We start from the raw sequence: 12600 nt of genomic DNA on the forward strand, positions 1-12600 counted from the left end.
CTTCTCATTCGGTCGGCGCACCGCGAAAACCAAATACGGGAAAAGGTTTTCTAAAGCGCGCAATGTCCCTATGTTGTTCCCCAGTGCAAGCATACGATATTTCCTCGATGCGAGGCGAATTTGCCGTGTTATGCGAGGGGGAGAGCGGGGGCAAGGAAGGGGAAATGAAATCGTCGAACGTTGCGGGCGGAACAAAAAAACGCAAACGGCCTGCGGTCGTACCGAGGTCCGTTTGCGTGCGAGGTTTCTCGATTCGCCGTGCCGATTACGGCATTGCCGATCAGGCCGAAGGACGGCGGTAATGTTGGTAAGCCAGTAAAACTTCGTAGAGGTCGAGCGACACGGTGATTTCTTCCTTGGCGAAGTCGTCGAGCCAAGTTCGGTTGGCTCGCACGGCATCCATGAGTAACGGAAGAATCTCTTGGAGCGTGACTTTCACCGAGGGAGACGTTTCAGCAACGACCGAAGCCGTATCGCATTCCTCTTGGGGACCGTAATAGACGCGTAGTCGTGCGGCCATAGCGTCCTCGCTTCCCTGCCGAATGATCGTTGGACGGTACGGCGACTCGGCGTCGATCCCTGACGCCGACATGTTCGCCGTATGACTTCGATTGCTTCCCGTCGTCTCTTATCGGCGGGTGCCCTGTTGTGACTTTGAGCAATTTCACGGAAAATGCAGGTTTTCCGGAGAATCGACTCTGTACTGATTCTGTCGGGTGCGGTACAAACGGAGGGCCTGCCTCGCGGCGGGGATTCCTCTTGCAGAAAACCGCCGAGCGAGTGCAAACTCTCCGTTTTCGTGGATCGTTTCGAAGATGACGTGAAAGAAACAGGAGGTGAGCGCGGCTCGTTCGACGCTGATCGAGGTGTGGGGGATCGTTTCCGCGATCGCCCGCGACGGCTAGCATACAATGCGTCCCTTTGGCAGGCGTGGACGGCGAACAACCCGTTCGAGTGTCCGCGGTAGCTGGGGTAGTGGTAACGAGAGCGCGTTTTGGCCGGTCGGCCGTGTGATGACGCCATGAGCAATACCGAAGTCACGATTACCATGCGGCAGTTGATTCGCGGACTGGGGATTTCCTCGAAACAGGCCCAGGCCGTCGTCGATCTTCTCGATGCGGGGAACACCGTCCCCTTCATCACGAGGTATCGAAAGGATCAAACCGGCGGACTCGACGAGGAACAGATCCGCCGCATTCAAAAGCGATTGATCAAGCTGCGGCAGCTTGCCGAACGAAAGAAGACGATCCTGCGATCCATCGAATCGCAGGGCAAACTCACCGAGAGCCTGGCCAAGCGGATTCGTGCCGCCGGTTCTCTCAAGCGACTGGAAGATCTCTATCTGCCGTACAAGCCGCGCAAGCAAACACTTGCCGCGCAAGCTCGGAACCGCGGCCTGGATCACCTTGCCCGCGAGATTCTCGAAGCCGACCCCGCCGCCGCCGATCTGGACGCTCGCGCCGCCGACTACGTCAATCCCGACAAGGGAGTGAATACCGCCGCCGAGGCCTTGTTGGGCGCCGGACACATCATCGCCGAGCAGTTTTCGGAACGCATCGAGCTGCGGGAAAAGCTGCGGGAAATCTTGGAACGCACCGGCGTATTGCACAGCACGCGCATCGGCGGCGATGAGACGCCTTCGCCTTCGGAGAATGCCAAATCCACCGCTGCGGCGACGAAGACAGCAGAACACGACTCCTCGGAATCGGCAGCGACGGAAAGCAAGGCGGTAGAGCCGTCTTCGGCGAAAACGGCAAGCGACGCATCGCCCGAATCGGAGACCGACGCCGTAGTCTCGGACAAGACGACGGACGATGCCGAGTCGGCGGAGGCGATCGATCAAGCCCAGCCGACCGCACCGAGCGAGGCAGGTTCCGAGCCGAAGGAAACGACGGCCACCGAAGCCGACGCGTTGGCCGCGGGTGAGGCGCCTACGGCGGCCGATCCGGCAACAAACGACGACGCCGACGACGGGGATTCACCGGAGGACGATACCACCGTATCGGCCGAGATGCCTCCCGACGAATCGGCGGACGAGCCCGCTGAAGAAGGCTTCGAACCGATCGTTCCACAGAGTACCGACGGGTCTCGAACGGGAAGCGAAACGCCCCCGCCCGAGGAAGAAACTACCCGATCGGTGGACGACGCCGCGAGCGCGGACCAGACGAAGAGCGACTCCGAATCTTCTCTTACGGAAACGTCCCAAGCGACGGAAGTCGGCGAGGCGGCAGAGCAGCCGACTTCGGCGCCGTCGGCATCCGAGCCGAAGACCGCACCGAAGCAGCAGAAGTTGTCGAAGGCGGAAGCTCGCAAGCGTGCCAAGGAACGTAAGAAGAAGAAAAAAGAAGAACGCAAGGTCAAGGCTTTCGCCGACTACTTCGATTACCACGAGGCGATCCGCAAGATTCCGCCGCATCGCGTCCTGGCGATCAATCGCGGCGAGCGATCGAAGGTTTTGCGCGTGCGAATCGAGGCCGACACCGAGGCCATGATCGCCGTGGCCGAAGAAGAATGCGTGCCCAAAGATCATCCGCATGCCGAATTCCTGAAAGGTTGTGCCCGCGATGCGCTTTCGCGATTGATCTATCCCAGTTTGGAACGCGAGGCACGCCGCGATTTGACCGACCGAGCCGAGTCGCACGCCGTCGACGTTTTCGCGAAGAATCTTCGCAAGCTGTTGTTGCAGCCGCCGGTGCGCGATCGCCGCGTGTTGGCGATCGATCCCGGGTACCGCAGCGGATGCAAACTGGCTGCCTTGGATCAATTCGGCAACGTGCTCGACGTCGGCGTGATTTCGTTGATCGGCAAGGCGGAAAAACGCGAACAGGCCAAGGAGAAGATCATCGCCTTGGTCGAGCGTTACCATCTTTCGATCATCGCCATCGGCAACGGTACGGGGTGCCGCGAAACCGAGTTGTTCATCGCCGAGTTGCTGGAGAACGAGCTGGCCGGTCGCGGGCTCGCGTACGCTATCGTCAACGAAGCGGGCGCCAGCGTCTACTCGACAAGCCCCTTGGGCCGTGAAGAGCTGCCCGAGTTCGACGCGTCCGTCCGCGGGGCGGTTTCCATCGGGCGGCGGTTGCTCGACCCGCTGAGCGAACTGGTGAAAATCGATCCCGGCAACATCGGCGTGGGATTGTACCAGCACGATGTGAAGGCCAAACACCTTCGTGAATCACTCGATGCCGTCGTCGAGTCGTGCGTGAACTACGTCGGTGTCGATGTGAACACGGCCAGTCCCGCACTCTTGCGATACGTGTCGGGACTGAATCAATTGACGGCCCGGCGTGTGTACGAATACCGTCGAGCGAACGGCCCCTTCCGGAATCGCGAACAACTGCGGAACGTGCCGGGGATCGGCGAAACGACGTTCGTCCAGGCCGCCGGCTTTTTGAAAATCAATGGTGACAATCCGCTCGACGCGACCTGGATTCATCCCGAAAGCTATCCATTGGCCGAGCGGCTGATGGAAAAACTGGGAATCACCGCCGAAGAGATCATCCGCGGCGACAAGGCCGAGTTATTGGAGAGCAAGATCCGCGAGATCGATGTGGATCAGTTGGCCGAGGAACTCGGCGCCGGTAAGCTGACCGTCCGCGACATTCTCCAGCAGTTCATGCGTCCCGGTCGCGATCCGCGGGAAGACATTCCTCGTCCTGCATTCAAAGAGGGCGTCCTGAAGCTTGAGGACCTTGAAGTCGGCATGGAACTCAGCGGGACGGTGTTGAACGTGGTCGACTTCGGGGCGTTCATCGACATCGGGATGCACGACAGCGGCCTGGTGCACGTCAGTCAACTGGCGAACCGGTACATTCGCGATCCGCACGAGGTGGTGTCGGTCGGCGACATCGTTCGCGTGTGGGTGATCGGTGTCGACAAGGAACGTCGTCGTGTGTCGTTGACGATGATCCCGCCGGGGACGCAACAAAAGAAGCGTTCCGAACCTCGGGAGCGGCGCGACGACAAGAAGACTTCTCGCGAGCAGGGACGCAGCAAACGTCGCGAGGATCGTCGAGGCGGCAAGGGCGGCGAACGGCGACGCGAACACCATGGTCGACGGCGAACACCTCCCAAGCCGGTAAAACCGATCAGCTCCGAGATGATCGAGGGGAAAGAACCGCTGCGGAGCTTCTCCGATCTGCTCCAGTACGCAGCGGTCAAAGGAATCGTGCCGCAAGCGGCATCCGACGGCAAGGAGAGCAAGAAACGAAAAAAGAAAAAGGGGAAGAAAGACGGAGGACAGCCGGCGCAAGCGACGCCGCCTGCGTCGCAATCGTCGACCGAATCGGATTCGACAGCTGCCGAAAACCCGACGGACGAAAAGGAGGGCCGGGGGGACCAAGGACAAACCGGCTCGCCCGGCGCCCCACCGGAGAAGGAAAACTGACCGCCGGCGGCCGTGTACGACGCGGAACACCATGATACTTCGATGAGACGATGAGCGACGAATTCAAAGAACGGTTGGAACAAGCGATTCGGCGGGGACGACGGCGCAGCGAACGACTCGCCGAGGAAGAAGCACGGCGTCGGATGACCGAGCAGGAATTGCGCTCGTTGCACACGAAGTATCGCATCGAATTGACCGAGCACATCGAGCGTTGCCTGAAAGAACTCCAAGATCACTTTCCCGGCTTCCGGTACGAAACGATTCTGTCCGATCGCGGATGGGGAGCGGCGATCAGTCGCGACGACCGCGGCGGACGACGGGAAAACGTCCACGCGAATTTTTTCAGCCGCTTGGAGATGGTCGTCCGGCCGATTTCCGAATATTACATTCTCGAGCTTTCGGCCAAGGCGACCGTGCGGAACCGCGAATTCTTCAATCGATCGCATTACCAAGAGCTGCCGGATGTCGATATCTCCGGCTTTCACGAGGCCATCGACCGTTGGGCGATCGAGTTCGCTGAACAGTACGCCGCACAAAACTGATGATCTTGCGGCGATCTCTCACGCGGTCGATACGAGCCCTCAGTCGGGAAGTTGGTGCGGATCCCAGGCATGGACGAAGTCGACCAACGCCACGGCATGTTCGACCGGGGTATCGGGTAGGACGCCGTGACCCAAGTTGAAGATGTGACCGCACCGGCCTTGCGTTCGTCGCAAGATCGACTCGGCTTGGCGTTCGATTTCGGAAACCGGCCCCAGAAGCACCGTCGGATCAAGGTTGCCTTGAATGCCTTTCTCTTCACCGACAGCGGCCCAAGCATCGGCGATGTCCACGCGCCAATCGACCCCGATGATGCTTCCGCCCGCCTCGGCCATCAGAGGAATCAGAGCCGGATTTCCTGTGCCGAAATGGATCGCGGGCACATGCTTCGGCAACGCGGCGAACACGGCTTGCGTGTGCGGGAGCACGAATCGCCGATAGTCGGCAGGCGACAAGCACCCGACCCAACTGTCGAACAACTGAACGGCTTGGACGCCCGCTTCGATTTGGGCCACCAAGTACCGGCTCACGGCCCGGCTCAACCGCCCCATCAGATCGTGCCAGGCCGATTCATGCGTACGCATAAACCGCCGCGTTTCGGCAAAATCACGGCTGCCGCGTCCTTCGACGGCGTAGCCGGCCAACGTGAACGGCGCCCCGGCAAATCCGATCAAAGGCAGTGAATCGTTGAGCGCCTTGCGCGTGGCGACAACGGCTTCGAACACGAAGGAAAGCGGTTCGAGATCGTCGAGTTCGCGGATGCGCTCGACGTCTTCCGGCATGCGAACGGGGCTTTCCAAAATCGGCCCGTCGCCGGGGGTAAATCGCAGCGGCAAGCCCATGCAGTCGAGGATCGGCAGCAGGTCGGCGAACAAGATGGCCGCATCGACTCCGAGTCGCTCGACTGCCGTGATCATGACTTCGGCGCACAGTTGAGGATTGCGGCACAGATCGAGGAAGGAGACCTTTTCCCGGATGGCCCGGTACTCGGGCATGTAGCGCCCGGCTTGGCGCATGAGCCACACAGGAATGCGATCGACCGGTTCGCCGCGTGCCGCCTTCATGAAACGACTTTGTTGCCAGGCGGGCGCGGTCGGCGAGTTGGTTTCGGGCATCGGGGCGTCCTCGTAAGCGAACGGGATAGCATTCGACCACAGGTGCGCGAGGCGGAACGCAAACACCGAGCGGGCGAATTCATGGTAGAAGGCGAAGCCGACCACGGTCAAGGATGTCGGCCGTCCCACGAAAAAAAGACCGCTCGGCGGAACAGGGGACCCGCCGAGCGGCTGTCGTTTTCCTTCGTACTCATGTCACCCGATCGGGAATCATGTTCCCAGGGTTTATGCCGCTCACTCGGTGACGGCGACGGTTACTCTCACGCTTGGGGCGCGGGAGCTGCGGCAGGCAAGGGAGCCGGTTCACCGCTTTCGACCGGAGCACCGCAGGCGGGCTCGCAAGCCGGTTCGCAGGCCGAGCAGGCACGGCATTTCTTGCAGCCGAACAGGTCGTCCAAGATCTTGAGGACCGGACGGCACTTCACTTGGCAAGGATCGCACACGTCGCAAGCGGGCTCGCAGGCCGGTTCACAAGCCGGCTCACAAGCCGAGCAACCGCACGGCTTGACCAGCAGCTTGTCCCGCACGTTCCGCAGCAAGTTGCGGACAGGTTGCTTGCAGCACAGGTCGCAGCCGCCGCAGCCGCCGCAAGCGGGCTCACATGCCGGTTCTTCGCAAGCGGGCTCGCAGGCCGGTTCGCATGCTTCGCAGGCCGGTTCACAAGCCGAGCAACCGCACGGCGTGACGGCTGCTTTGACCTTGCGGACCAACGTCCGAACGGGTTGCCTGGAGCACAGGTCGCAGCCGCCGCAAGCGGGCTCACAAGCGGGCTCACAAACCGGTTCTTCGCAAGCGGGCTCGCAGGCCGGCTCGCACGCTTCGCACGCGGCAACGCACTTCTTGCATTCGAACAGGCCCTTCAATCCCGCGAACAGGTCGCAGCGTTTGCAGGGTTCGCAAACGGGTTCGCACGCCGGTTCGCATGCTTCGCAGGCCGGTTCGCAGGCGGGCTGCTCACAGGCCGTGCACTTCTTCATGCCCCCGAACAGGTCGAGGGCGTACGTTTGGCCGCAGACCATCAAGCCGGCAACCAACGCTCCCAACAACACTTTCGTCTTCATAGAGCCAACTCTCCTCTCGTTGTGAACTGGGGCAACGTGACCTTCCTACACCTGTCGGCCTCCAACCCGCACCGCACACGGCCGTTGCGCGACGCAATCCGTATCGGTCAGTGGGTTCTCCCATGGGTTAGAACCGACTGGGAATCGGTGGGGGTCGCAGGGGGAAGTTTCCCTCGCCGCCAGCCCCGACAATCGACCTCGCCGACGGTAGCGGACCCTCCGTGGTGTCCGCGAATCTTGCACCGACCGACGAAAACCATTCCACCCTTGCGCCTCCTGAAATTCGCAAGGCTCACGGTTCGTATCGGCAGGGTCACGAAAGCCCCTTGAGTCGCCGTAAGTGTTTTCCAGCAAAAGATTTACTTAAACGATCGTCGGGGTTGTGCGTGTTGCGAAGCAAGGGTAAGCGCGGCAAACTTTGCGGGTACGCCGACGAGAGAGGGGGCTTTTCTGTCTTGGGTGACCGTCAAACTTTGCCTGGTTTGTGCGGGCAATGCTCGTGAGGTGTCGGGACGCCGACGGCAAGTGAAATGAAGCCGCGCAGCGAAAACGCCTCCCGAATTGGATCGAGAGGCGTTCCCGCGTGTCAGACGGGTATTCGAAAACAAAACAATCAGACGATACGTGTCGCGGGCGTCGTGTCGAGCGGCGCTTACGCCTCCAGTTCGAATCCTTTGCGGCGCGGTCGACTGCGCAGTGCGTTGGCCTGTTCGTCGCCGATGAATTCTTCCTTGTCGGGATCCCAGCGAAGTTTGCGCCGCAAAAGCAACGTCAGGTTGCACATGTGGCACGAGGTCATCGTGCGATGATGCGTCCAAACATCGGAGATCGGCACCGACCCGTCGGCGATGCAGTCAAAGAAGTTCTTCATGTGGTTGCCGGGTTCTTTGCCCTTGTAGAGTTTGATGACTTCTTCGTTGATCGACTTCCAATCGGCCTCGGTCAGTTCTTCGACGGGCTTACCCGACAGTCGTCCCCGGTTTACGAAGATGCGTCCGCGTTCGCCTTCGATCAGAATGCCGTTGCCGCCGTCGCCTTTGGCGCTGGGTTGTACGTTCAATGTGGCTCCGTTGGCGTACTTCAGCGTAACATCGAAAGTGGTGGCCGTGTTGTACCCGTTGGGCAATTCGAGCTCGCCGGCCAGGAACGCCTGAACGTCGTAGTTTTCGGGGATATAGGACGGAAAATTGCCCGTCCCTTCGATTTCGATCGGCCCGGTATGATCGACTCCCAGCGCCCATTGGGCGATGTCGATGTGGTGGGCTCCCCAGTCGGTCATCTTTCCGCCGGAGTACTCCAACCACCACCGGAACGTTTTGTGCGTGCGTTCGATCGTGTATTCCCGCTTGGGAGCCGGTCCGAGCCACATGTTCCAGTCGAAATACTCGGGCACTTGGGCGGTCGGGAACGGGCCGCCCTCGGGCCCGCCGCCGATGCCGACGTACGCGTGCAGGTTCTTACCCAAACGACCGCTCTTGGCGATCACGACGGCCTGCAAGAAACGAGAAGCACACTCGCTTCGCTGCTGGGTGCCCACCTGGAACACCTTGCCGGTTTCTTTGACCACGCGACCGATGATTTGTCCTTCTTCGATCGTCAGGGTCAACGGCTTTTCGCAGTACACGTGGAGGCCCGCCTTGAGGGCGGCGACCGAGATGGGGACATGCCAGTGATCCGGCGTTCCGATCGTGACCAAGTCGAGCTTTTCTTTGTCGAGCAACTCGCGGTAGTCGTTGTAAATGCGCAGCTTGCCGCCGAACTTGGCGCTGAAGGCTTCGGCATGGCGACGATCGACGTCGCAGACCGCCACGATGTCGGCGAATGCTGCGGCGTTTTGGGCGATCTTGCCGCCGCGGGCGAAACTGCCTTCGCCGCCCACGCCGATCGCGGCAAACACGGGACGGCTGTTTGCATCCATGCCCAAGGCCGATCGCCGCTGCCAGATCAACGGTGTACCGAACGCCGTTGCTGCGAGAGCCTTGACTACGGAACGTCGGGAAACGCGTCGTGAAATCATCGAGTACCTCCCTTGTCGAGTCGTCGAAGATGTCGGACCAAAGCCGAATCGGGGAACCGAATGGGAAAAGGGATGCGCCGCCTATGGAAGCGGTGCCGCACACCACCACTAAATAGAGAATTGTCGCCCGACCGCACACGCCACCCTCCTCAGAGGGGGTTATCCCTTGTGAACGAGACGCGTCCACAAGGCCCGTACCGAGTCCCGGTGATCGAGTCGGAAGTAATAGCTCGTTCCGCCGTCGGCCACCGTACGGACGAGGATCGTCTTCCAGGGCCGATAATAATATTGCGGATGGTCTTTGTCCGGCGGGCCGTTGCGCCAATCGTCGGGCAGGGGGGCCAAGTCGAAGACGGCGGTGGTGAACTTGGCGATCGATTCACCGTGTCGCCGGGCGACGTTTCGCGCCATCGACAGGGCCTTCAGGTACACCTCGGGCCCCATGACGGCCGTTCCGAGGTTCAGGAATACCCCGCCTTCCAATTGGGAAACGGAGTGGGCGAAGATCAAGAAGTCGGTATACGAAGCTTGCCCCAACGCGGCACCGTCACAGTCGGGATGGGCGTGGACGATATCGCAACCGATGCCCACGTGCACGGTCATGGGAACGTCGGATTCGTAACACGCCGCGGCCAGACTCAATTCGAAGTGCGGTACGTCGTTTCGCATGTCGCAAATCGTGCGGCCGACGGCCTCGCCCAGTCCCTCGTCCCGCTCGGCGGCCGATCGGACGATTGCGTTCAACCGGCCGGTTTCTTGCCACAGGCCGAACTGTCCCACACGAATCCAGCGGGCGACGCTTTCGCTCGTACCGCCGATGGTCGCCAGCTCGAAGTCGTGAATCATGCCCGCCCCGTTGGTTGCCACGTGGGTGATGCATCCTGCGCGAACCAGATCGATCAGGTATCGTGACAAACCCAGTTTGATGGGGTGGGCGCCGGTGAACAGAATCACGGGGCGGCCCAGCCGGTTCGCCTTCCGAATCGCGTCGACCAGCGCGGCAAAGTCGGACGATTCGATTGCGTCATGCGGTTCCAGCGGCAGACATCGATCGGCCGTCAGGTCATGGCCTCGCTCGGCGATCGGTCGCAGGTGAACGGTCCGGGGATCGAATCGGGCATAACGGCTCATGGCGGCCTCGGAGGGCTCACGGCCCGGTAAGGTCGTCGTTCGTTTCTTCCTCAGTCGGATTTCCGCATTGTGTGCCGAATGACCGGTTGCGGTCGAGATCAATTCTCGACGGCTTTTCGTCGCGCGGGCTCTCCGGGCGTGTATGGCGAGCCGGTTTGCCTCACTTTTCTCGATTTCCCCGTTCTCCTATCATCATCTTGTATGAGCACGCACACGTATGAATTCGATGTAGTCGTCGTAGGTGCCGGTCATGCCGGAGTGGAAGCCGCGTTGGCTGCCGCACGCATGGGGGCTTCGACGGCCCTGTTGACGGGGAATCTCGACACGATCGCGAAGATGAGTTGCAACCCGGCCATCGGCGGTGTCGCAAAAGGGCAGATCGTCCGCGAGATCGACGCGACGGGCGGTTGCATGGGGTTGGCGATCGATGCGGCGGGCATTCAGTTCCGAATGCTCAATCGGCGGAAGGGCCCGGCGATGCACGGTCCTCGCGCACAGGCCGACAAGGTGGAATATCATCGCGAGGTCAAGTTCCGCTGCGAGCAGCAAGCCGATCTAACGATCCGGCAAGAGACCGTTGAGGATATCCTGGTTTCCGATTCGCCCGGTGCCGACCGGCCGCGCGTCGAAGGGGTCGCCGTGCGCGGCGACGCGATCTACCGCGCTAAGGCAGTCGTGCTTTGTACCGGGACTTTTATGCAGGGCGTGCTTCATTTTGGCGACAAGACGATGCCGGGCGGACGCGCCGGCGAAGAGGCCGTCGGCGGTCTCAGTCTCGCACTGTGCCGGTTGGGCTTTCGAGTCGATCGTTTCAAGACCGGAACGCCCGCCCGCCTGAATGCACGAACCATCGACTACGCGAAACTCGAAGAACAGCCGGGTGACGACGAACCGGTGCCCTTTTCGTTTTTGACCGAGCGGATCGAGCAACCGCAGATCGCCTGCTGGATCACGTACACGAATCCGAAAGTTCACGAGATCATTCGGGCGAATTTGCATCGGGCGCCGATGTACACCGGGCAAATCAAGCACACCGGCCCGCGGTACTGCCCTTCGGTCGAAACGAAGATCGTCCGGTTTCCCGACCGCGAGCGACATCAAATCTATCTCGAGCCCGAGGGACGGCGGACGCTCGAAGTGTACGTCAACGGTTTGTCGACGAGCCTGCCGCGGGATGTGCAAGACGCGATGATCCGCGAGATTCCCGGGCTGGAGCGGGCGGAAGTCTTACGTTACGGATACGCCATCGAATATGACTATCTGCCGCCCGACCAGTTGTGGCTTTCGCTGGAAACGAAACGCATCGCCGGGTTGTTCTTCGCTGGACAAATCAACGGCACGACCGGATACGAAGAGGCCGCCGCCCAAGGCCTGATGGCCGGACTGAACGCGGCGCGGCTGGTACAGGGCAAGGAGCCGGTCGTTTTGCGCCGCGACCAGGCCTATATCGGTGTGATGATCGACGATTTGGTGACCCGCGGCGTCGATGAGCCGTACCGCATGTTCACCAGCCGTGCCGAATACCGGCTGCGGTTGCGGCACGACAATGCCGATTTTCGACTGACGCCGTTGGCCGACGAGCTGGGCTTGATCGACGCAGAGCGGCGAGAACGATTCCGTCGCAAGCAGGAGGCCGTCACCCGGCTCAAGAGCTTGATCGAGTCGCTCCGATGGGAGGGCAAGCCGCTGACCGGCTATTTTGCCCGGCCCGACGCGAACTGGGAGGCCGCCGTTACAGCGTATCCCGAACTGGGAATGTTCCCGCGCGACGCGGTCGAGCAAGTGTTGATCGATTTGAAGTACGCCGGTTATTTGGCCCGCGAGGACGCTGCCATCGCGAAAGCGCAGCGACTGGCCAAGAAACGGATACCGATTGATCTCGATTATGCATCGGTACCGCAGCTTCGGGCGGAGGCGAAGGAGAAGCTATCGCGGGTGCGTCCGCGGGATTTCGATCAGGCGGGACGCATCGCCGGCATCACCCCTGCCGACCTGGCCGTTCTATCGGTCTACTTGGAGGGCAAAGGCAGGCCCGGCGGCCGAAAGGCTTCTGAGCGAGACGCCGTCGCTTGACTGGAGGTTGAGCTCGGCGCTTTGGGGCTTGAGGAACTTCGGTGGTTGGGCGGTCTGCGTTGTTTTCGCTGTTAGTTACGAGATTTTCAGGGGATGGTGCCTTTGGGGTGCTATCGCGGGATTCGGCGGATTTGGGGACCGGAAAAGCCTGTCAAAAAAGGTAGCTTGGACTGAATTTGTGTGTCCCCAAATGGGGTGTGTTTGTTGTAACTTCTAGGTGTTTAAGAGGATGCGCCGAATACATTCGTCTTGACACGACCGGGGTCGCGGTTATAA

The 12600-nt window shown here is 60.9% G+C and carries 8 protein-coding genes; 3 read left to right on the forward strand and 5 right to left on the reverse strand.

Annotated features, from left to right (window positions below; translation table 11 throughout):
* Window positions 1-280: 280 nt before the first annotated feature.
* Window positions 281-520: a hypothetical protein gene (locus ACYQ2I_RS04405; RefSeq protein ID WP_460165781.1), complete on the reverse strand. Its 240-nt coding sequence runs from the start codon at window positions 518-520 to the stop codon at window positions 281-283.
* A 501-nt stretch (window positions 521-1021) separates the two neighbouring features.
* Between ACYQ2I_RS04405 and ACYQ2I_RS04410 the strand changes: the two genes are divergently transcribed.
* Both ACYQ2I_RS04410 and ACYQ2I_RS04415 read left to right on the forward strand, forming a co-directional pair.
* A complete protein-coding gene (locus ACYQ2I_RS04410) occupies window positions 1022-4387 on the forward strand; it encodes a Tex-like N-terminal domain-containing protein (RefSeq protein ID WP_460165782.1) in 3366 nt (1121 codons plus the stop codon).
* A 50-nt stretch (window positions 4388-4437) separates the two neighbouring features.
* A complete protein-coding gene (locus ACYQ2I_RS04415) occupies window positions 4438-4929 on the forward strand; it encodes a hypothetical protein (protein ID WP_460165783.1) in 492 nt (163 codons plus the stop codon).
* A gap of 39 nt (window positions 4930-4968) precedes the next feature.
* Here the strand turns inward: ACYQ2I_RS04415 and hemE are convergent, their stop codons facing one another.
* The 4 genes from hemE to ACYQ2I_RS04435 all read right to left on the reverse strand — a co-directional run bounded on the left by hemE (window position 4969) and on the right by ACYQ2I_RS04435 (window position 10251).
* Window positions 4969-6042 carry a uroporphyrinogen decarboxylase gene (gene hemE, locus ACYQ2I_RS04420; protein ID WP_460165784.1) on the reverse strand — a complete coding sequence of 358 codons (1074 nt, stop codon included), beginning with the start codon at window positions 6040-6042 and terminating at the stop codon, window positions 4969-4971.
* 260 nt (window positions 6043-6302) lie between these two features.
* Complete coding sequence (locus ACYQ2I_RS04425; RefSeq protein ID WP_460165785.1) at window positions 6303-7103, reverse strand: hypothetical protein; 801 nt, start codon at window positions 7101-7103, stop codon at window positions 6303-6305.
* 652 nt (window positions 7104-7755) lie between these two features.
* Window positions 7756-9120 (reverse strand): Gfo/Idh/MocA family protein, encoded by a 1365-nt coding sequence (locus tag ACYQ2I_RS04430; RefSeq protein WP_460165786.1) that lies wholly within the window; start codon window positions 9118-9120, stop codon window positions 7756-7758.
* A 159-nt stretch (window positions 9121-9279) separates the two neighbouring features.
* Window positions 9280-10251 carry a GSU2086 family protein gene (locus ACYQ2I_RS04435; protein ID WP_460165787.1) on the reverse strand — a complete coding sequence of 324 codons (972 nt, stop codon included), beginning with the start codon at window positions 10249-10251 and terminating at the stop codon, window positions 9280-9282.
* 201 nt (window positions 10252-10452) lie between these two features.
* Between ACYQ2I_RS04435 and mnmG the strand changes: the two genes are divergently transcribed.
* Window positions 10453-12324: a tRNA uridine-5-carboxymethylaminomethyl(34) synthesis enzyme MnmG gene (gene mnmG, locus ACYQ2I_RS04440; protein WP_460165788.1), complete on the forward strand. Its 1872-nt coding sequence runs from the start codon at window positions 10453-10455 to the stop codon at window positions 12322-12324.
* The last annotated feature ends 276 nt before the right edge of the window (window positions 12325-12600 follow it).

The organism is Thermostilla marina, assembly GCF_054657455.1.

Excerpts from the sequence above, each read along its gene's own strand:
- ACYQ2I_RS04405 (WP_460165781.1), bottom strand. The coding sequence starts at position 520 with ATGGCCGCACGACTACGCGTCTATTACGGTCCCCAAGAGGAATGCGAT.
- ACYQ2I_RS04410 (WP_460165782.1), top strand. The coding sequence starts at position 1,022 with ATGAGCAATACCGAAGTCACGATTACCATGCGGCAGTTGATTCGCGGA.
- ACYQ2I_RS04415 (WP_460165783.1), top strand. The coding sequence starts at position 4,438 with ATGAGCGACGAATTCAAAGAACGGTTGGAACAAGCGATTCGGCGGGGA.
- hemE (WP_460165784.1), bottom strand. The coding sequence starts at position 6,042 with ATGCCCGAAACCAACTCGCCGACCGCGCCCGCCTGGCAACAAAGTCGT.
- ACYQ2I_RS04425 (WP_460165785.1), bottom strand. The coding sequence starts at position 7,103 with ATGAAGACGAAAGTGTTGTTGGGAGCGTTGGTTGCCGGCTTGATGGTC.
- ACYQ2I_RS04430 (WP_460165786.1), bottom strand. The coding sequence starts at position 9,120 with ATGATTTCACGACGCGTTTCCCGACGTTCCGTAGTCAAGGCTCTCGCA.
- ACYQ2I_RS04435 (WP_460165787.1), bottom strand. The coding sequence starts at position 10,251 with ATGAGCCGTTATGCCCGATTCGATCCCCGGACCGTTCACCTGCGACCG.
- mnmG (WP_460165788.1), top strand. The coding sequence starts at position 10,453 with ATGAGCACGCACACGTATGAATTCGATGTAGTCGTCGTAGGTGCCGGT.